The 17974-nt window shown below is 43.1% G+C and carries 19 protein-coding genes and 1 pseudogene; 18 read left to right on the top strand and 2 right to left on the bottom strand.

Going from position 1 to position 17974, the window contains the following annotated elements; all coding sequences use genetic code 11:
* Window positions 1-187: 187 nt before the first annotated feature.
* A pseudogene (locus ACQ86H_RS17650) lies at window positions 188-1086 on the bottom strand (AI-2E family transporter).
* On the bottom strand, window positions 1083-1352 hold the full coding sequence (locus tag ACQ86H_RS17645; RefSeq protein ID WP_431291945.1) for a hypothetical protein: 270 nt from the start codon (window positions 1350-1352) through the stop codon (window positions 1083-1085). The pseudogene ACQ86H_RS17650 and the gene ACQ86H_RS17645 overlap by 4 nt, the downstream one beginning before the upstream one ends.
* A gap of 226 nt (window positions 1353-1578) precedes the next feature.
* On the opposite strand from ACQ86H_RS17645, the gene ACQ86H_RS17640 reads away from it, so the two are divergent.
* From ACQ86H_RS17640 to ACQ86H_RS17555, 18 genes are all read left to right on the top strand, one after another.
* Window positions 1579-1866: a hypothetical protein gene (locus ACQ86H_RS17640; protein ID WP_431291944.1), complete on the top strand. Its 288-nt coding sequence runs from the start codon at window positions 1579-1581 to the stop codon at window positions 1864-1866.
* Window positions 1833-2180, top strand: coding sequence for a hypothetical protein (locus ACQ86H_RS17635; protein ID WP_431291943.1), 348 nt, complete (start codon window positions 1833-1835; stop codon window positions 2178-2180). The genes ACQ86H_RS17640 and ACQ86H_RS17635 overlap by 34 nt, the downstream gene beginning before the upstream one ends.
* Window positions 2177-2386, top strand: a complete 210-nt coding sequence (locus ACQ86H_RS17630; RefSeq protein WP_431291942.1) for a hypothetical protein — start codon at window positions 2177-2179, stop codon at window positions 2384-2386. The genes ACQ86H_RS17635 and ACQ86H_RS17630 overlap by 4 nt, the downstream gene beginning before the upstream one ends.
* A gap of 83 nt (window positions 2387-2469) precedes the next feature.
* Complete coding sequence (locus tag ACQ86H_RS17625; RefSeq protein ID WP_431291941.1) at window positions 2470-3753, top strand: alpha-galactosidase; 1284 nt, start codon at window positions 2470-2472, stop codon at window positions 3751-3753.
* 4 nt (window positions 3754-3757) lie between these two features.
* The gene (locus ACQ86H_RS17620; RefSeq protein WP_138823472.1) at window positions 3758-5752 is read left to right on the top strand and encodes a glycoside hydrolase family 97 protein; all 1995 of its coding nucleotides are present in this window, start codon (window positions 3758-3760) and stop codon (window positions 5750-5752) included.
* A gap of 13 nt (window positions 5753-5765) precedes the next feature.
* Window positions 5766-6248 carry a sugar-binding domain-containing protein gene (locus ACQ86H_RS17615; protein WP_431291940.1) on the top strand — a complete coding sequence of 161 codons (483 nt, stop codon included), beginning with the start codon at window positions 5766-5768 and terminating at the stop codon, window positions 6246-6248.
* Window positions 6249-6337: 89 nt separating this feature from the next.
* On the top strand, window positions 6338-6610 hold the full coding sequence (locus tag ACQ86H_RS17610) for a hypothetical protein (RefSeq protein ID WP_431291939.1): 273 nt from the start codon (window positions 6338-6340) through the stop codon (window positions 6608-6610).
* Window positions 6585-7553 (top strand): glycoside hydrolase family 2 TIM barrel-domain containing protein, encoded by a 969-nt coding sequence (locus tag ACQ86H_RS17605; protein ID WP_431291938.1) that lies wholly within the window; start codon window positions 6585-6587, stop codon window positions 7551-7553. The genes ACQ86H_RS17610 and ACQ86H_RS17605 overlap by 26 nt, the downstream gene beginning before the upstream one ends.
* Before the next feature lie 4 nt (window positions 7554-7557).
* Window positions 7558-8790, top strand: a complete 1233-nt coding sequence (locus ACQ86H_RS17600; protein ID WP_431291937.1) for a glycoside hydrolase family 88 protein — start codon at window positions 7558-7560, stop codon at window positions 8788-8790.
* Window positions 8791-8808: 18 nt separating this feature from the next.
* Window positions 8809-9735 carry a sugar-binding domain-containing protein gene (locus tag ACQ86H_RS17595; protein ID WP_431291936.1) on the top strand — a complete coding sequence of 309 codons (927 nt, stop codon included), beginning with the start codon at window positions 8809-8811 and terminating at the stop codon, window positions 9733-9735.
* Window positions 9723-11537, top strand: a complete 1815-nt coding sequence (locus tag ACQ86H_RS17590) for a glycoside hydrolase family 2 TIM barrel-domain containing protein (RefSeq protein ID WP_431291935.1) — start codon at window positions 9723-9725, stop codon at window positions 11535-11537. The genes ACQ86H_RS17595 and ACQ86H_RS17590 overlap by 13 nt, the downstream gene beginning before the upstream one ends.
* Window positions 11538-11551: 14 nt before the next feature.
* Window positions 11552-12322: a hypothetical protein gene (locus tag ACQ86H_RS17585; RefSeq protein WP_431291934.1), complete on the top strand. Its 771-nt coding sequence runs from the start codon at window positions 11552-11554 to the stop codon at window positions 12320-12322.
* Between the two features lie 11 nt (window positions 12323-12333).
* Window positions 12334-14541 carry a glycoside hydrolase family 3 N-terminal domain-containing protein gene (locus tag ACQ86H_RS17580; RefSeq protein WP_431291933.1) on the top strand — a complete coding sequence of 736 codons (2208 nt, stop codon included), beginning with the start codon at window positions 12334-12336 and terminating at the stop codon, window positions 14539-14541.
* A 164-nt stretch (window positions 14542-14705) separates the two neighbouring features.
* Entirely contained in the window at window positions 14706-14879 is a 174-nt protein-coding gene (locus ACQ86H_RS17575) for a hypothetical protein (protein WP_431291932.1), read from the top strand.
* A gap of 102 nt (window positions 14880-14981) precedes the next feature.
* The gene (locus tag ACQ86H_RS17570) at window positions 14982-15362 is read left to right on the top strand and encodes a carboxypeptidase-like regulatory domain-containing protein (RefSeq protein ID WP_431291931.1); all 381 of its coding nucleotides are present in this window, start codon (window positions 14982-14984) and stop codon (window positions 15360-15362) included.
* Window positions 15363-15364: 2 nt separating this feature from the next.
* On the top strand, window positions 15365-16324 hold the full coding sequence (locus ACQ86H_RS17565) for a TonB-dependent receptor plug domain-containing protein (RefSeq protein ID WP_431291930.1): 960 nt from the start codon (window positions 15365-15367) through the stop codon (window positions 16322-16324).
* Window positions 16321-16836, top strand: coding sequence for a hypothetical protein (locus ACQ86H_RS17560; protein ID WP_431291929.1), 516 nt, complete (start codon window positions 16321-16323; stop codon window positions 16834-16836). The genes ACQ86H_RS17565 and ACQ86H_RS17560 overlap by 4 nt, the downstream gene beginning before the upstream one ends.
* Window positions 16803-17969 (top strand): TonB-dependent receptor domain-containing protein, encoded by a 1167-nt coding sequence (locus tag ACQ86H_RS17555; RefSeq protein ID WP_431291928.1) that lies wholly within the window; start codon window positions 16803-16805, stop codon window positions 17967-17969. Before ACQ86H_RS17560 ends, ACQ86H_RS17555 begins: the two co-directional genes overlap by 34 nt.
* Window positions 17970-17974: the final 5 nt, after the last annotated feature.

Here is a 17974-nt window from a genome sequence, read left to right as displayed (position 1 = left end):
CCCTGTCCCTGTGTTCGTATCAGGGCTGCTGGTTTTAGCCGATTGTAACATATTTACGTTTACGGCGCATTCTCAGACGGGCATGGAGAAACTGATCCCGTTTTAGGCAAGATGCACTGGCAAACCATTGTCCGATGTTCATCAATATTTGGGCCAGGCCAGTTAAATTATACGTGCGTCAAACCAACTAATGGTAGATGATATCATTGGTTCGTTCTTCAAGTTTTGGATCTGCGGGGAACTGGCGCAGGTAAAACTCTTCATAGTACGCTTTGATGATTGCAGCGAGCGGCGTTGCAAGCAAGGCGCCGGTAAGGCCGAATGCTGTTCCCATAGCCAGCAGCAGGAATAGTGATGACATGGGGTGGATATTCATTGTTGAAGACCTGAGTTTTGGCATTAGAAAATCAGAAACCAGCTCGTTAAGCAACAGGAAGAATACCAGGCACCAGAGGGCCGTTGCAGGACTTACCGATAGCGCCACCAACGTAGGGGGATAGCCATAATATAGAACCCGATTTTTGGGATAAGCTCAGAAAAGAAGGCCAGTGCTGCCCAGACAAGTGCGCCCGGAACATTCATCAATGTAAGGAAACCATATACCAGCACAGCCTCTATTGCGCCACCAATCAGATTGGATTTCATCCAGCCGACAAGCATGACCGACGTATGTTTCATCGCGTTTTCTGCTTTTTCCCTTTGCCTGACCGGAAATACGGTAAGATAGAGCTCAATAATAGGTTTTGGATTTCCTACGAAAAATACGACCATGCAGATAAAAACGATAAAAACGAAAACGCCACCCAGAACAGAAAATGAAAAATTTCCGATGCCCATAACCGTATTGCCGATGGAAGGTATTGCTGAGGAAATCGAAGTTCCGCCATCACTGATCTCCTTTCTGAGTTCTGGAAATTTGCTGAGCAGCGAATCCAGATAGCCAGACACGCTTGCATAATATTTTGGCAGGTTTCCGATTAGCACATCCAGCTGGTCACTCAGGTGTGGAACTACCATCCAGCCGAGTAGTGCGGTAATTCCAAAAATCACGAAAAACACAATCAGACTGGCCAGCCAGCGCCTCATGCCTTTTTTTCAAGGCGGCTTACCGGTGCATTAATGATCACCCCCAGAACAATGGCAAAAATGCCAAGAAGTACTACGCTAAGGATTTTAAATAAAAACCAGAGCAGAATAACCAGTCCTGCTGTGTAAAGGATGATTGAGGTTACTGTCCTGAATATCCCGTCGTTTGTTTTGATGCTCATGTGTAAAGTTAACCCCGGATAAGGATAAAAAGTTTGCATGAGTTTTAATGTAGGTGGAATGATGGGGATTTTCTGCTCTTCCATCTGGGAGTTTCGCAAAAAAGCAACTGGTTTTCATCTGCCATGGCCATCTTTTTCGAGTCTGTGTAGGAAAGCCTTAAAATCTTACACTTTACCAAATCTATTTTATCTTATGGTGAGGAGCGCTGTAACAAGATACATCATGGCTGATTTGTACAAAACTGAACCATTTCCGTACAAAACCGAACCCTTGCTTAGGCACAAGTAGCTAGTTTTGGAATCTCCAAATATGACTACTATAAATTATTATGAGATCGACAGTCGGGGCATTCCGCAAAGTTCCGGAAATTCTCCTACGCCATTTATATCGATGCCAATCTTTGAGAAGATTAACATCGGGTGGAAATGGGCAATTTATGCTTTTTTACTGTTTCTTACTTTTGCTATGGCCGGTTTACCCTGCCTCGCACAGGATGGATGCTACAGCCGCCTGGATAAGGATACCCTTACCATAGGCAATCAATTTATAGAGCGTAAGTTTATTTGGAACAGGGGGATGTTATCACTTACAGCCTAAGCGACAAAAAAGGCAGGCAAGTTTGGCTTAACAAGCTTAGAAACCCCGATTTTTACATTCAAGCCGGCACAGGCGCAAAAAATGGGCATTATGAGGTGTTAGTGAGAAAAGACAATACCGTCCAGATCTCCGCACAGGAAACCATTATTTCTTTTTCTATAGGCAGTCTCGATATCAGGCGAATTTACCGGATTAATGCTCAAAGTGCCTCAATCGCTTGCGAAACCTATCTGAAAGGGCAGGTTGAAGGGATAGCAGGGGGCAACCGGCCAATGCCGCTGACCAAAAAAACATTGAATTTGCTGATGACATGAAGGTTAACGGTTCTGCTGCAGTTTTAGATCAATTAAAGCTGGAAGGTTACCATTGGCTGGCTAAAGCAGTTGAATTTTTTGACGTAACCGACTGGAACAACAATCTTGTACTGGAGAATAAGTTTATCCCCTATCGAAAAAGAAGTTACCGGGGCAACCTGCTTTTCGCGCACAACCAGGAAAAAGAGGCCGGCTTTTTTTCTTAAAGGAAGCGCCAGCTTCCAGTGTACAGCTGGCCTATGGCGGTCAGGATTTTACGACTGAGTTTGGCCATTTTGCCGTAAACGGTTTGGGGCTAAGTGCCAGGGATATCCGTGCAGATGAGTGGCGCAAAGCCTATACGGTTGTGTTGGGCGTTTATAGCGGACAGGAGTTAGATCAGCTACAGGCATTACGTGCTTATCAGAAAACCATCCGTAAAAATGAGCCGCAGCGAGACGAAATGGTGATGATGAATACCTGGGGTGATAGGAGCCAGGATGCTAAAGTTAATGAACGGTTTAGCCTTTTAGAACTGGAAGCTGCAGCAAAGCTGGGGATCACGCATTTTCAGATCGATGATGGATGGCAGCGCGGAAAAAGTCCAAATTCTGCTTTAGCAAAAGGATCTTTTAAAAATATTTGGGACAATGCCAATTATTGGAAACCTGATACTGCAAAATATCCTAACGGACTCGGTCCGATCGTAAAGAGGGGCGAGGCGCTGGGCATTGAGATTTGCTTATGGTTTAACCCTAGTATTCAGCAAGACTATGCAGACTGGGAGAAAGACGCTTCGGCGATGGTTGAACTCTACCGGATGTACGGAATCAGGACATTTAAAATTGATGGACTCTCCATCCCCAACAAGCAATCGGAAATTAATATTGGTAAAATGTTTAGTAAAGTGTTAAGCGAAACAGAAAACCAGGCTGTTTTCAATCTCGATGCCACCGCAGGTCGCCGGGGCGGGTACCATCTTTTTACTGAATACGGTAACATTTTTCTTGAAAACCGTTACACCGACTGGCAAAACTACTATCCTTACTGGACACTTCGTAACTTATGGCAACTTTCTAAATATGTTCCGGCAGAGAAGTTACAGATAGAATTTTTAAATAAATGGAGAAATGCCGACAAGTATGGCAATGATCCTTTCGCTCCTTCGAGGTATGCTTTTGAATATTTATTTGCCAGTACAATGGCTGCCCAGCCCCTGGCCTGGTTCGAAGGAACAGGGCTTCCTGGAGAAGCATTGGGACTGGGAAAACTAATCGCAAAATACAAAAAGGTTCAGCACGATTTCCATCAGGGAACCATTTTGCCAATTGGTGAGGAGCCTTCGGGCAAATCTTGGACAGGATTTCAATCTCTTCAAAAAGATAGGGGTTATCTGATTGTGTTCAGGGAAAACACTCTGGATGCTGCAGGCATACTGGAGACGTGGTTTCCGGAAAATGTCCGGATACAGCTGAAGCCGCTGCTTGGACGGGGGAAGGCGATGATCCAGACCACTGGTCGTAAAGGTTCCCTGAAGGTAACATTACCCGTTATAAATGATTTCGTGATGTACAGCTATACCATTTTAAGATAAACCAATGAAACAAATTATATTATACTTATTCCTTTTAACGTTCCTTAGCATCCCCGCAACCGCCCAAAAGAGGGTTAGTGTTAATTCTCCCGACAGGAGGTTGCAGGTGGATGTAAGCATTGCCGATAGTATTTGTTTTCAGCTGGAACACGATAAAGAAGGGGTACTGAGTTCTGGTGCAATAGCCATGAAACTAGGCAATGGGAAAACCTTCGGTATCAAATCTCACTTAAAACAAGCTAAAACCATTACGGTTAAACAAGATATTCCCGCTCATTTTTACAAAAGAAACCATATAAGTGATCACTACTCAGAATTAACACTGGAATTCAGGGAAGATTTTAAACTGATTTTTCGACTTTACAATGAAGGAATGGCTTACCGTTTTGTATCTACTGGTAGCAAGGATTTTATCGTTAATGAAGAACTGGCCGCTTTCCATTTTCCAAAAGATTACAAAGCCTACATCCCTTATGTGAAGACTAAGGAAAAGGCATTGGAAGGACAATATTTCAATTCATTTGAAAATACCTATACCTACAGCAATCTGAGTAAAATGGATAACCGTAAACTTGCGTTTTCGCCTCTAGTAGTAGAATTGGATAAGGGAAAGAAAGTGTGTTTGGCAGAAGCTGATTTGCAAAGCTATCCGGGTATGTTTCTTTTTAATTCTGCCGGTGGAACCGTTCTGGAGACAAACTTTGCCACGTATCCAAAATCTACCGAACAAGGCGGACATAACCAGCTGCAACAAATAGTGACCTCACGCCAGCCTTATCTCGCTAAAAGTAAGGCTGGCGCAAAATTCCCTTGGCGAATGGCCATCGTAACAACCAGCGATAAAGCCCTGGCTGATAATGATATGGTTTACAAGTTAGCCGAACCCAGCCGGTTAAAGGATATTTCGTGGATAAAACCAGGAAAAGTTGCCTGGGAATGGTGGAATAACTGGGGCCTGAGTAAGGTAGACTTTGTTTCGGGGGTTAATACCGAAACCTATAAGGCTTATATAGATTTTGCTGCCAAAAATAAAATTGAATATGTGATTCTGGATGAGGGTTGGGCGGTGAACCTCAAGGCGAGTTTGTTTGAGATTGTACCTGAAATTAACCTGAAAGAACTCATTGCTTACGGGAAAACCAAAAATGTAGATATTATTCTCTGGGCCGGATACTATGCCTTTGAACGCGATTTAGAGCAGGTTTGCAGGCATTATTCCAAGCTGGGGATAAAAGGCTTTAAGATTGATTTCATGGATCGGGATGATCAGGATATGGTTGATTTTCACTACCGTGCTGCAGAAACGGCTGCTAAATATAAACTGCTGGTCGATTTTCACGGTACTTATAAACCCACAGGGTTAAACCGAACTTTTCCAAATGTAATCAACTATGAGGCAGTAAATGGTCTTGAGCAGATGAAATGGACCGGGTCTGAAATGGATATGGTTACCTACGATGTGACCATGCCCTTTATCAGGATGATAGCTGGCCCGGTAGATTATACCCAGGGAGCAATGCGTAATGCCACCCGGCGCAGCCATAGGGGAATAAATGATGAACCCATGAGTCAGGGAACCCGTTGCAGGCAGCTGGCAGAATATGTGGTTTTTGAATCTCCCCTAAATATGCTCTGTGATAGCCCTGATAATTATGCGAAGGAGCAGGAATGTACCGATTTTATCAGCGCTATACCTACGATTTGGGATCATACCATTGTACTTAATGGTGAGATTGGGCAATACATCACTACTGCCCGCAGGAAAGGAAACACCTGGTACCTGGGTGCTTTAACCAATTGGGAAGCGCGCAAACTTGATCTCGATCTCAGCTTTCTTGGCACCGGAGATTATGCTGCAGAAATTTATCAGGATGGTATGAATGCCAATAAAATCGCTACAGACTACAAAAAGGAGCGAATTGCTATCCCTGCTGATCGGAAATTATCCGTTAACATGGCGCAAGGCGGTGGTTTCGCGATGAAAATTTTTAAAAAATAAACGTGGTAATTTTATGAAACCAATTAGAACCATTTTTAATTTCCTCCTACTGATGTGTTGCTTTCTGTCGAATCTTTCTGCACAGGAGACTTTGGTTAATGTATATGGTAGAAAAACACAATCCCTTAACGGGAAATGGGAGGCAATTATAGACCAGTACGATCAGGGGAGGAAAAACAAAATCTACCTCAATAAAAAACCTGAAGGAAAAACAGATTTTTATGAATATGCCTTTGATGGTGGCTTAAAGTTGAATGTGCCTTCAGACTGGAACAGTCAGCTATCCGAACTGAAATATTATGAAGGCACTGTCTGGTATGCAAAACATTTTGATGCCCCCAAAAAACATCAGGGGCGTTTGTTTATTTACTTTGCTGCGGTAAGTTATCGTTGTAAGGTTTATCTTAATGGAAAAGAAATTGCTGAACATGAAGGTGGTTTTACGCCTTTTCAGGTGGAGATAACAGACCTGGTGCAGCAATCAGACAATTTTTAGCCCTGGAGGTAAACAATACCCGAACTGCAGATGCCATTCCGGCGAAATCATTCGATTGGTGGAATTATGGTGGCATCACACGCGATATAATGCTGGTTTCAACGCCTAAAGTTTTCATCCGGGATTACTTTATTCAACTGGACAAACATCGCAGTGATCAAATTAATGCGCAGGTTAAAATCAGTGATAACCAACATAATGTAGCGGTAATCGTCGAAATCCCGGAATTGAATATAAAACAAAAACTGGTTACCGATCAACAGGGGATTGCGAGAATGTCAATCACCAATGTAAAAAATACAGCGCTGGTCTCCGGCATCTCCGAAACTTTATCAGGTGTTTATATCTACTGCGACAGATAGGGTAGAAGAAATGATTGGCTTTAGAAACCTTGCTGTAAAAGGAACACAGATTTACCTTAACGACAAGCCGGTCTTTCTAAAATCTATTAGTTTTCATGAGGAGATTCCACAACGCAAAGGCAGAGCCTTCTCTGAAGCAGATGCCATGATGCTTTTATCTGAAGCGAAGGCTTTAGGTTGCAATATGATTCGTTTGGCACATTATCCTCAAAATGAATATACGGTACGCGCAGCCGAAAAAATGGGTTTTCTGTTGTGGGAAGAGACTCCAATATGGCAGGGAATTGATTTTGAAAACCAGGAAACCAAAAAGAAAGCCGGAAATATGATCAGAGAGATGGTTATGCGGGATAAAAACCGGTGCGCCCTCTCTTTTTGGGGCATGGCCAATGAAACGCAGCCATCTGTTGCCCGTAATGAATTCCTGAAATACCTGATCAAATGCACCAAAGATATTGATAGCACCCGTTTAATTACTGCTGCATTCGATCTGGTTCGGTTTGACCGGAATAAACAACGCTTTGTTATGGACGATCCTTTTATTAAAGAAATAGATGTAGTAGCCATTAATAAATACATGGGTTGGTACCATCCCTGGCCAGTTACGCCAGATAAGGCCATTTGGGAGGTTGCCAGAGATAAGCCATTGATTATTTCTGAATTTGGTGCAGAGGCATTGTACGGTAAATCAGGTGATGCTGATGTAGCGAGCTCATGGAGCGAGGATTATCAGGCCCGGCTTTATAAACACAACCTGGAAATGTTTAAAAATATTCCAAATCTCAATGGAATTTCACCCTGGGTATTGTTCGATTTTCGGTCACCGTTCCGCTTTCACCCTACTTATCAGGATGGCTGGAACAGAAAAGGACTGGTTTCTGATCAGGGATTCCGTAAAAAAGCCTGGTACATCATAGCAGATTATTACAAAAACATCAAATAAATTTATGAGGAGATATTTTTTAGCCCTGTTGTTAACGGTGTTATTATGGTGCAACCTTGCAAATGCACAACCATTAAAAACAGTTGTTGAAAAGGCCCTGGCTTTTTCTGAACAGCAAAGTCTTTTAATGGCCAGGAAATATGAACATGAAGCAGGAGTATTGCCCCGTTCATTTGAAGCTTGGAAAAACACGATATCTGATTCACGGTGGTGGTGTAGCGGATTTTTTCCTGGCTCGCTCTGGTATCTTTATGCGCACAGTAAAAATCCTCAGCTGCTGCAATATGCCAGGCTCTACACAGACCGGGTAGAACGCGAAAAATATACCACCGATAATCACGATGTGGGGTTTATGCTCTATTGCAGTTTTGGAAATGGTCTGCGTTTAACAGGACAAGAATCTTACAAGGAAGTTTTGCTTACGGGAGCGCAATCGCTGGCTACCCGCTATGATCCTAAAGTAGGGCTCATCAGGTCATGGGATCATAATAAAACCGTTTGGCAGTATCCGGTTATCATTGATAACATCATGAATCTGGAATTGCTTTTATGGGCCAGTAAACAATCGGGCAGCGAAAAACTGAAAAAAATAGCCCTTTCGCACGCCGATAAAACTATGGAGCATCATTTTCGGCCCGATTTCAGTTCCTACCATCTGGTTTCTTATGATCGCCGGACTGGTCTTCCGCATAAAAAACAAACCCATCAGGGCTATGCTGATGATTCTGCATGGAGCCGCGGCCAGGCTTGGGGACTCTATGGTTACACTTATCTCTATCGGGAAACCAAAGAAAAACGCTATTTGGATCAGGCCAATCACATTGCTAGCTTTTTGATCAATCATCCTAAAATGCCCGAAAATTTTATTCCTTACTGGGATTATAATGCTCCACAGGAAGCTAATACGCCAAGAGATGCTTCAGCTGCCTGCATTATGGCCTCAGCACTGACCGAATTGAGTGATTTTGTAAATGCTGACACCAGGAAGAAATACATGGAGGTGGTAGAAAAGCAAATCCGTACACTCGCTTCTGATGAGTATACGGCAAAGTTGGGCGAAAACGGAAATTTTATCCTGATGCACAGCACAGGGGCATTTCCGTTTAAATCGGAAGTTGATGCACCACTAACCTATGCAGACTATTATTATCTGGAGGCGCTCAGTCGTTTGAAGAAAAAGATTGTAACCCCCAGTTCAGCAAATGATGTTGGATATATCCAGCCCAAATCCCATTGAAATACCCTATATCTTTCTATGAATACGATAAAACCCTGTTACAAACCATTATTAACTGCATTTATTCTTTTAAGCTTTTTAACTGTAAAATCTCAAACCCAGACCGTAGATTTATCTGGCAAATGGCGTTTCCAAACCGATGTGATGGATTTTCGCCGGGCTTCGCTTTCTCCAAGATACAACCATGAACTGCAGGGCGAGATCCGGTTACCCGGAATAACGGATGATTATCAAATAGGTTACAAGGTACCCTATAAATATATCGACAGGCTTACGCGAAAATATGAGTATCTCGGACCAGCCTGGTATCAGCGGGATATCGAGATTCCCCAGTCATGGAAAGGGAAACAGATCTTTATTTATTTTGAGCGTACCAGCTGGCTAAGTTCCATTTATGTGGATGCCAAAGAGGTGAGTAAAAACGACTATGTAAGTGTTCCGCATAATCATAACCTTACAGCTTTTCTTAAACCTGGTAAAACCCATCGCATAACCGTATGTATCGATAACCGGTTTCAGTATAATACGCATAAATGGGACCATGCGCATACCGAATTTACACAAATTAATTGGAATGGAATCCTTGGTGAAATGAAAATGATAGCGGTTGATCCCGTTTATATTGAAGATTTACAAATCTATCCCAATATCGGTGAGCAATCTGTTGATGTAAAGATGGATCTGGCTAACAGGACAGGTAAACTGGTTTCGGGTAGTATTACATTTAATGTTGCCGGTAAGGATTATAATCTGGAAAAGGTGATGAAAGTAACCGGTAAAGACTCGCTGATCCATTTTGAAGGTAAAATATCACTCGGTAAAAAAATCAAACTTTGGGATGAGTTTCATCCCAATCTTTATACGCTCAGTTGCAAAGTAAGCAGCGATGCTGAAGGCGCAAGGTTTGAACATGAAAAAAGGCAACATTTGGCATGCGTGAAGTAAAACAAGGGAAAAATCATATTTTGATCAATAACAAACCTGTCCATTTGCGTGGAAACGTAGAAAATGCCGTTTTCCCAAAAACAGGCTATGCGCCGGTAAAAGAGGATGAATGGGAGCGGATCATGCAGCTGATGAAACAATATGGGTTGAACCACTTGCGCTTTCACTCCTGGTGTCCGCCTGATGCGGCATTTCGAATGGCCGATAAATATGGTGTTTATTTCCAGATAGAAATGCCCATGTGGGGTAAAGATGCTGAGCCGGATGAAGCACGATATAATTTCTTTAGGAGAGAGATGACAGCCATATTAAAAGAGTATGGAAACCACCCTTCGTTTGTATTGTACTGCAATGGAAATGAGATTACCGGCAATTTTGATTTTATTGAAGAGTTAACGGCCAAAGGCAGGTTGAAAGATAACAGACATCTTTTTTGCGGCTCTACTGCCCGGACACGGGTGAAATCAGATCAGTTCTACGTGTCTCAGCAAACCAATAAAGGACCTGTTAAAGTTTATGAGGGATTGCCTTACACCAACTGGGATGTGAGTCAGCAATCGGATGTAGACGTTGCGGTAATCTCTCATGAATCGGGACAGCGTGCCGTTTATCCAAATTTTGATGAAATTAAAAAATATGCCAATAGTCCGGTGGAACCCAGAAACTTTGAGATTTTCCGTGACTTACTGGAAAAAAACGGGATGCTGGACCAGGCCAGCGACTTTTTCAAAGCTTCAGGAGCCTTAACCGTGGTGGAGTATAAGGCGGTAGTAGAGGCATTGCTGCGTTCGGCAAAATCAGCGGGATTCCAGCTTTTGTCTCTTAACGACTTTCCCGGGCAAGGATATGCCTCTGTAGGTATTTTAGATCCTTTCTGGGATTCGAAGGGCTTGATCAGTCAGGAGAAATGGCGGGAGTTCTGCGGGCCAACTGTCGCATTACTGCGTTATGCCAAAAGCGCTTACTTTAATGACGAGGTATTTCAGGGAGATGCTGAACTGTATAACTTTAGCCCTTCTATATTAAAAAATGCAAAGATAGAATGGCTGCTTAAGGATGAATCTGGTAAAAGGTTAAAACAGGGGCGTTTGAAAACCCAAACACTGGGTAATGATGGTGTTTTTCCTATGGGTAAATTTACATTCGATTTAAGGGACATCAAAAAAGCAGAAAAACTAACAGTTTCAGTAGTAGTTAACGATACCATTAAAAACAACTGGAACATCTGGGTATATCCCCGAAACGAAAAACTTTTGACCACAACTGCTGATGTGCTTTATACCACAGTTTTTGATGAGCAGGCGAAACAAAAACTCGCTGCAGGAGGGAAGGTTGTTTTAACACCATTGCCTGAACAGGTACAGGGCCGCAAATCTGTTTTTCACAACCACTTCTGGAACCCCATTATGTTCGCCTGGCCACCAATGACCATTGGTTGCCTTATCCACAACGAAGAGCCGGTTTTCACAGATTTTATCACTGCTAATCATACCGATTGGCAATGGTGGGATATTTTAAACAATGCCAGGGTAATTGAAATGAAAGATGCACCGCAGGCATTGCGGCCTTTTATTCAGGTAATCGATGCCAACGACAATAACGAAAAATTGGGCATAGGTTTCGAAGCCCGGGTTGGGAAAGGTAAGCTTCTGGTACTGGCAGTAGATACTAAAAAAGATATGGATAAACGTCCGGCGACCCGGCAATTGCTAAAAAGCATTGATACTTATGTGAAGGGCGATCAGTTTAATCCTAAAGTGACGATAGATGAGCGGTTTATTCAGTCATTTATCATTAGGTAATTCGAAAATCAACCATGAAAAAAATAACTTACATCATTCTATTTCTTACAGTTCTATCCTGTAAAGGCATTGCTCAGGAGATCAGGTTTGAGCAGCAAGCCAGTATAAACCAGGTTTATTTAAAATCTCAGGAATCTAAAAACCTGTTGCCCATGAATGAGTTGAACCTAGAAACAGGTTATGCTTTATACCAGACAGATATTAATATATCTACGGAAAATCCTAAGCTCACTTTAGAAAATGTCCGCGATTATGCGGTAGTGTTTCTCGACGATAAATTGCAGGGAACGCTTGCCGATCAACATAAACAGCTTACGTTGAATGCAAGAGCCGGAAAGCATAAACTCCGGATTTTTGTAGAAAATATTGGCCGCATCACCTACGGCCCTGAGATTCTGGATAATTCGAAAGGATTGTTCGGAAGTATCACCCTTGATGAAAACGAAATTGAGGACTGGATGATTACGCCATTGCCCGTTAAAAACCTTGAGATTTCTAAACTGGTATTTGAGCAGAGAAAAGCATCGGCCTTACCCTGTTTATTTAAAGCTGAATTTAGCATACCACAACCATCAGCTTATTACCTCGACATTTCTGGCTGGGGCATGGGGGAGGTGTGGATGAATGGAACCTATGTTGGTGCTTACTGGGAAGAAGAAAAACAACAATCCATTCAGATTCCTTCAGAAGTGCTTAAGACCGGCCAAAATGAGATCGTTGTATTCGAATTAAAAAATCTCGGGCAGAAAAATATGAAACTCAGTACGCAAGCCATATTTCGTTAAAAATTAAAAAAATGACCAAACAGATAACCCTTTTAACTGCTTTAGTACTGATATTTAATGTTTTATCAGCACAGACTAAAAAAACAAAATTTTTATATCAGGATGCGCGCCAGCCAGTTGAACTGCGGATAAGCGACCTGCTGGGGAGGATGACTTTAGAAGAAAAGGTGATGCAGTTAAATCAGTACACTTTGGGCAGGAACGACAATGCCAATAACATGGCCGATCCGGTAAATGATATTCCGGCTGAAATTGGTTCATTGATCTATTTCAGCAGCAATGCGGAACTGCGCAACCGGGTGCAGCGAAAGGCTATGGAGCAAAGCCGCTTGGGAATTCCGATTATATTTGGTTATGATGTAATTCATGGTTTCAAAACCATTTACCCGATATCGCTGGCACAGGCCTGCTCCTGGAACCCGGATCTGGTGCAGCGAGCTACAGCCGTAGCTGCTCAGGAGTCCAGAATGTCGGGGGTAGACTGGACATTCTCTCCCATGATTGATGTTGCCCGGGATGGGCGCTGGGGCCGGGTTGCAGAAGGATATGGTGAAGATCCCTACACCAATGGCGTATTTGCTGTGGCATCTGTAAAGGGCTACCAGGGAAAAGACCTGTCGGGTCCGGTGAGCGTAGCAGCGTGCCTGAAACATTATGTGGGTTATGGTGCATCTGAAGCTGGCCGGGATTATGTGTATACAGAAATTTCCGATCAGACACTTTGGGATACTTATCTTCCTCCCTATGAAGCAGCTGTAAAGGCCGGAGCTGCAACCTTAATGAGTTCTTTCAATGATATCAGTGGTACACCAGGCACCGCAAATACTTACCTGCTGAGAACAGTTTTAAAAGAGCAGTGGAAGCACGATGGTTTTGTAGTTTCTGATTGGGGAGCCATAGAACAGCTTCGCAGTCAGGGGATTGCTAAAGACAAGAAAGAGGCTGCCTTGAAAGCTTTTAATGCTGGTGTAGAGATGGATATGATGAATCAAAGTTATGATAAACATCTTGCCGCATTGGTAAAGGAAGGGAAAGTAACACAGGCAGTCCTGGATGATGCGGTAAAAAGAGTACTGCGCATCAAATTTCGTTTGGGCCTTTTTGACAAACCTTATACCCCTGAAATTCCGGAAAAGCAACGTTTTCTGTTGCCTCAAAGTCGCGCTATAGCAGCCCGTCTGGCCGAAGAATCTATCGTGTTGCTTAAGAACGGGCATAATGCTTTACCCTTAACAGCGGTGAAAAATATTGCCGTGATTGGCCCTATGTCTAACAGCAAATGGCATTTGTTAGGCTCCTGGAGGGCGCACGGAAATGCCGAAGATGCCGGCACAATCTATGATAACATCAAACAGGAATTTGGAAATAAAGTGACGGTAACTAATGCGCAGGGCTGCGATTTTGATGGCACAGACCAGTCAGGTTTTGCAGATGCAAACCGCCTGGCCCAAAATGCAGATGCAGTAGTAATTTGTTTGGGGGAGAAAGCTAACTGGAGCGGCGAAAATGCTTCCAGATCTTCTATTTCGCTACCAGCAATTCAGGAAGCGTTAGTGGCAGAATTGAAAAAAAGTGGTAAGCCGGTTATTTTACTGATTTCCAGTGGTCGCCCTTTGGATTTAAGCAGATTAGAACCCATGTGCGATGCCATCCTGAGTATGTGGCAACCGGGCACAACAGGAGGAAAGGCAATTGCCGAAGTATTATCTGGAAAAGCTAATCCCTCTGGTAAGTTGGCCATCACTTTCCCTTATTCCAGCGGCCAGATTCCAATTTATTACAATCACCGTCAAAGTGCCCGCCCAAACCAGGGAAAGTATCAGGACATTACCAGTAAACCTTTGTATGAATTTGGCCATGGGCTGAGTTACACCACTTTCGACTACGCTGAATTGAAAGCCTCTTCTTTAAGCATTAAATTAAATGAAACTTTAAGGGTAGAGGTTGGCGTGAAAAATACCGGAAACCGCGATGGAATGGAGACCGTTCACTGGTATATATCCGATCCGGTGAGTAGCATTTCACGTCCGGTAAAGGAATTGAAGTTTTTCCAGAAACAATTCATCAGAAAGGGTGAAACAAAAGTGTTCAGTTTCCAGGTTGATCCCAAAAGAGATTTGGGCTTTGTGAATGCCAGGGGTGAGAAATTCGTTGAAGAAGGCGATTATTATATCATCGTTAAAGACAAAAAGATAAAACTTGAGCTGCTGAAGGAATAATTCTTCCTCAGCGGCCTAACCGGCAACAGTATGCTGTGCTGTTGAATAACAAAAATGCTTTTCTGGCCTGCATTGTACAAAAGTAAACCATTTCCGTACAAAAACGAACCCTTCAAACTATGGTTTAGAACTAGTTTTGTGCTAACCAGATATAAGAACCAAATATGAGGAGCACAGTACAGATCATCAATTTTACCTTAGCTTACATTCCGGTAAAGGCTAAGCTGGGGTTTGCCGGCGTACCTCAAAAATTGCCAATGCGATTCGCGGTAAAACCGGATTTTGATGCCGCGCTGTTTCCTCTTTTAAAAACCAGCCATAAAACGCCTCAAATTTAACAGTAAGCCACCAGACCCCTGAACCTCAAAACCCGCTGTTAAGTTTTCCATTATAGTGCACAGGAAATAAATAATTCAAATACTAACCATATATCACGCTAAATGATTAAAAAAATACAAATCAAACTTAAAGGCTACATTACAACGCTGGTGCTGTTATTATTCATACACGTTAGTTATGCGCAAGACCAGAAAAAAGTTACAGGAAAAGTTACCGACGAAAAAGGAGAGGTGCTCGTTGGGGTTTCCGTGAGGGTTAAAGGCAGCAATACGGGCACTTCAACTGATAAAGATGGTAATTATACCCTGCAGGCTGCCCCTGCTGCCATTTTGGTATTTTCCTATGTTGGCTTCAGTAACCAGGAAGCGGGTGTAAACGCCACGGGAGTAGTTGACGTAAAAATGGCTGGAGATAAACAACTCGACGAAGTTGTAGTGGTAGGTTATGGTACAGCCAAAAAAAGGATCTCACAGGTGGACTAGCAGTGGTAGGTAAGGAGCAGATCAATATGGTTTCTACCCCGAACTTAATGGATCGTCTGGTTGGTCAGGTAGCTGGTTTCAATATCACTACAGGTAATGCCGCCCCCGGACAAGACCAGACATTACTGATCCGTGGCGAAAACTCACTATCCGCCAGCAACAATCCATTAATCATTTTAGATGGAATTCCATATAGCGGCTCGCTTGTAGACCTCGACCCGAATAACATCGAAAACCTCACTATTTTAAAGGACGCTTCAGCGGTCGCTATCTATGGTTCACGTGGCTCAAACGGGGTTATCCTTATTCAAACCAAAAGAGGGATACTGGGTAAGGCACAGGTAAATTATAAAGGACAGTTGGGATTTGCAGAACCCATGCAGCGAATTGATGTGATGGGACCCAATGAATACATCAGGTTTAAACAGGATATCGGCAGATTAAGATTGGGCTATACCGGCGAACAGCTTGATCCAATTGCCGGAAACATCATAAGCGTTACTGAACGTGAAAATTACAAGAATGGAATTACCAGCAACTGGCAGGATTACATCTTTCAGAGGGGGATCACCATGGATCATCAGTTGAGTATCTCAGGCGGTACGCAAAATACCAAATACATGGCGGCTGCATCGTCGCTTAGTCAGGAGGGGGTAGTTTATAATTCGAAACTTTCCAGATTAAACGTTACGGCCAACATTGATCAGACTTTCAATAACTGGTTAACCGTAGGCATTGGCACACAGTTTACGCAAAGAAGTGATGGAGGAATTACCCCAAACATCGAACACGCAATTAAACAAAGCCCGTACGGAAAGTATAAAGATGCCGCAGGTTATTACGTTGCAGAGCCAATGGAATATTCGCTGATTGTAAATCCAATGCGTAATGTTAATGCAGATCAGGATCGGATTAACCGTAGTTTTTCCTTACCGGTTATGCTGATCTCAAACTGCCGGTGAAAGGCTTAACTGCCAGATCAAACTTTGGTTATAATTACCGTAACGGATTTACAGGAACCTATTATGGCCGCGATACTTTTGATGGAAGAGAACAGGCAGGTTTAGTGGGAGGGAAAGCAAGCGTTAGCAACAATCAGTATAACGATTATACCTGGGAGAATATCCTTAAGTACGAGCGTACTTTCGGCGATCACCGTATTGATGCTACAGGTTTATTCAGTATGAACCAGACCAGAAGTGTAAATACCACTCAAAATGGAGAAGGCTTTGTTACCGATGATACGGGTTACTTCATCATGGGTAATGCCAGCCGTAACATTACAAACGTTTCCGGTATTTCAGAAACAGCCATGTTATCCTACATGGGGCGCCTCAATTACGCCTATAAAGGCAAATACCTGGCTACATTTACCGGCCGCACAGATGGAGCTTCCGTATTCGCGGTAAACAGAAAATATGCTTTTTTCCTTCAGCAGCTTTGGCCTGGAACATCAGCGAAGAAAAGTTTGTGAAAGATAATATAAACTGGATTGATCTGGTAAAACTAAGGGTTTCTTACGGAGCTAATGGTAATCAGGCAATTACTGCTTACAGAACCTTAGACCGCCTGAATTCAAGTGTGAAATATACCTGGGGAGATGGAAGCACTGCGGTTAATACCGCTTACCTGGCAGGTGATGGTGTCGGAAATCCTAATTTGAAATGGGAAACTACCTATACAACCAATGTCGGCCTTGATTTTCAATTGTTTAAAAATCGCCTGAGCGGAACAATTGATGCCTATCTCTCCAATACAAAAGATTTATTAATGATTCGCACGGTGCCTATCATGAACGGTTACAGCCGCATCTGGGATAATATCGGGCAAACCCAGAATAAGGGCTTCGAGGTTACGCTGAATTCGCTTAACATCAATTCGGAAAACTTTAAATGGAATTCAACAGCCGTGTTTTCTTTGGATCGCGACAAGATTGTGGAACTTAGAGGCGATGGCCTGGATGATATCGGTAACAACTGGTTCATTGGTAAGCCCCTGAGAGTTTTCTACGATTACAATATGATCGGAATCTGGCAAAAGGGAGAGAACTATGCCCCTCAGCCGGGAGCAGGCGCCGGAGCTGCGAAACTGGAGGATGTGGATGGTAACGGAAAAATAGAACTCGCCGACAGGAAAGTAATCGGCTCAAAAATGCCAAGGTATACTGCTTCATTCAGCAACCGTTTCAGCTATAAAAATTTTTATATGTCTGCCCTGCTTACCGGTGTATTCGGTGTATGGCGTGATGATCACATGGCCAACATAGGCGCATGGACATTTGGCATCACGAACTATGTTCATCAAGCCAATTACTGGACCCCTGAAAATCCTGGTGCAACCATTGTTTCGCCGGGGTATACCAATAGTCTTGGGCATGGTTACTATAAGAAAGTTAGCTATGTACAGGTGAAAAACATCACACTTGGTTACCGGGTAGCACCACAACTGGCTAAAAAAGTTGGAGTAAGTGGAATTGATGTGAACGTCAGTGTGAATAATCTTGATACCTTCTCCAACATCAGGCAGGTACTCAATTATGACAATACCTGGATGGCCTCTTACCCCACTGCCCGCTCTTATATGTTCGGCTTAAATGTTAACTTCTAACCCAT

Source organism: Pedobacter sp. P26 (assembly GCF_050632135.1).
GTDB lineage: Bacteria > Bacteroidota > Bacteroidia > Sphingobacteriales > Sphingobacteriaceae > Pedobacter.
This window is presented reverse-complemented; position numbering and strand designations above follow the sequence as displayed.

Bases quoted from the DNA above. Each gene is read 5' to 3' on its own strand.
- ACQ86H_RS17590 (WP_431291935.1), top strand. From the start codon at position 9,723: ATGCGTGAAGTAAAACAAGGGAAAAATCATATTTTGATCAATAACAAA.
- ACQ86H_RS17585 (WP_431291934.1), top strand. From the start codon at position 11,552: ATGAAAAAAATAACTTACATCATTCTATTTCTTACAGTTCTATCCTGT.
- ACQ86H_RS17575 (WP_431291932.1), top strand. From the start codon at position 14,706: ATGAGGAGCACAGTACAGATCATCAATTTTACCTTAGCTTACATTCCG.
- ACQ86H_RS17640 (WP_431291944.1), top strand. From the start codon at position 1,579: ATGACTACTATAAATTATTATGAGATCGACAGTCGGGGCATTCCGCAA.
- ACQ86H_RS17600 (WP_431291937.1), top strand. From the start codon at position 7,558: ATGAGGAGATATTTTTTAGCCCTGTTGTTAACGGTGTTATTATGGTGC.
- ACQ86H_RS17645 (WP_431291945.1), bottom strand. From the start codon at position 1,352: ATGGAAGAGCAGAAAATCCCCATCATTCCACCTACATTAAAACTCATG.
- ACQ86H_RS17610 (WP_431291939.1), top strand. From the start codon at position 6,338: ATGCTGGTTTCAACGCCTAAAGTTTTCATCCGGGATTACTTTATTCAA.
- ACQ86H_RS17595 (WP_431291936.1), top strand. From the start codon at position 8,809: ATGAATACGATAAAACCCTGTTACAAACCATTATTAACTGCATTTATT.
- ACQ86H_RS17580 (WP_431291933.1), top strand. From the start codon at position 12,334: ATGACCAAACAGATAACCCTTTTAACTGCTTTAGTACTGATATTTAAT.
- ACQ86H_RS17570 (WP_431291931.1), top strand. From the start codon at position 14,982: ATGATTAAAAAAATACAAATCAAACTTAAAGGCTACATTACAACGCTG.
- ACQ86H_RS17620 (WP_138823472.1), top strand. From the start codon at position 3,758: ATGAAACAAATTATATTATACTTATTCCTTTTAACGTTCCTTAGCATC.
- ACQ86H_RS17615 (WP_431291940.1), top strand. From the start codon at position 5,766: ATGAAACCAATTAGAACCATTTTTAATTTCCTCCTACTGATGTGTTGC.
- ACQ86H_RS17630 (WP_431291942.1), top strand. From the start codon at position 2,177: ATGAAGGTTAACGGTTCTGCTGCAGTTTTAGATCAATTAAAGCTGGAA.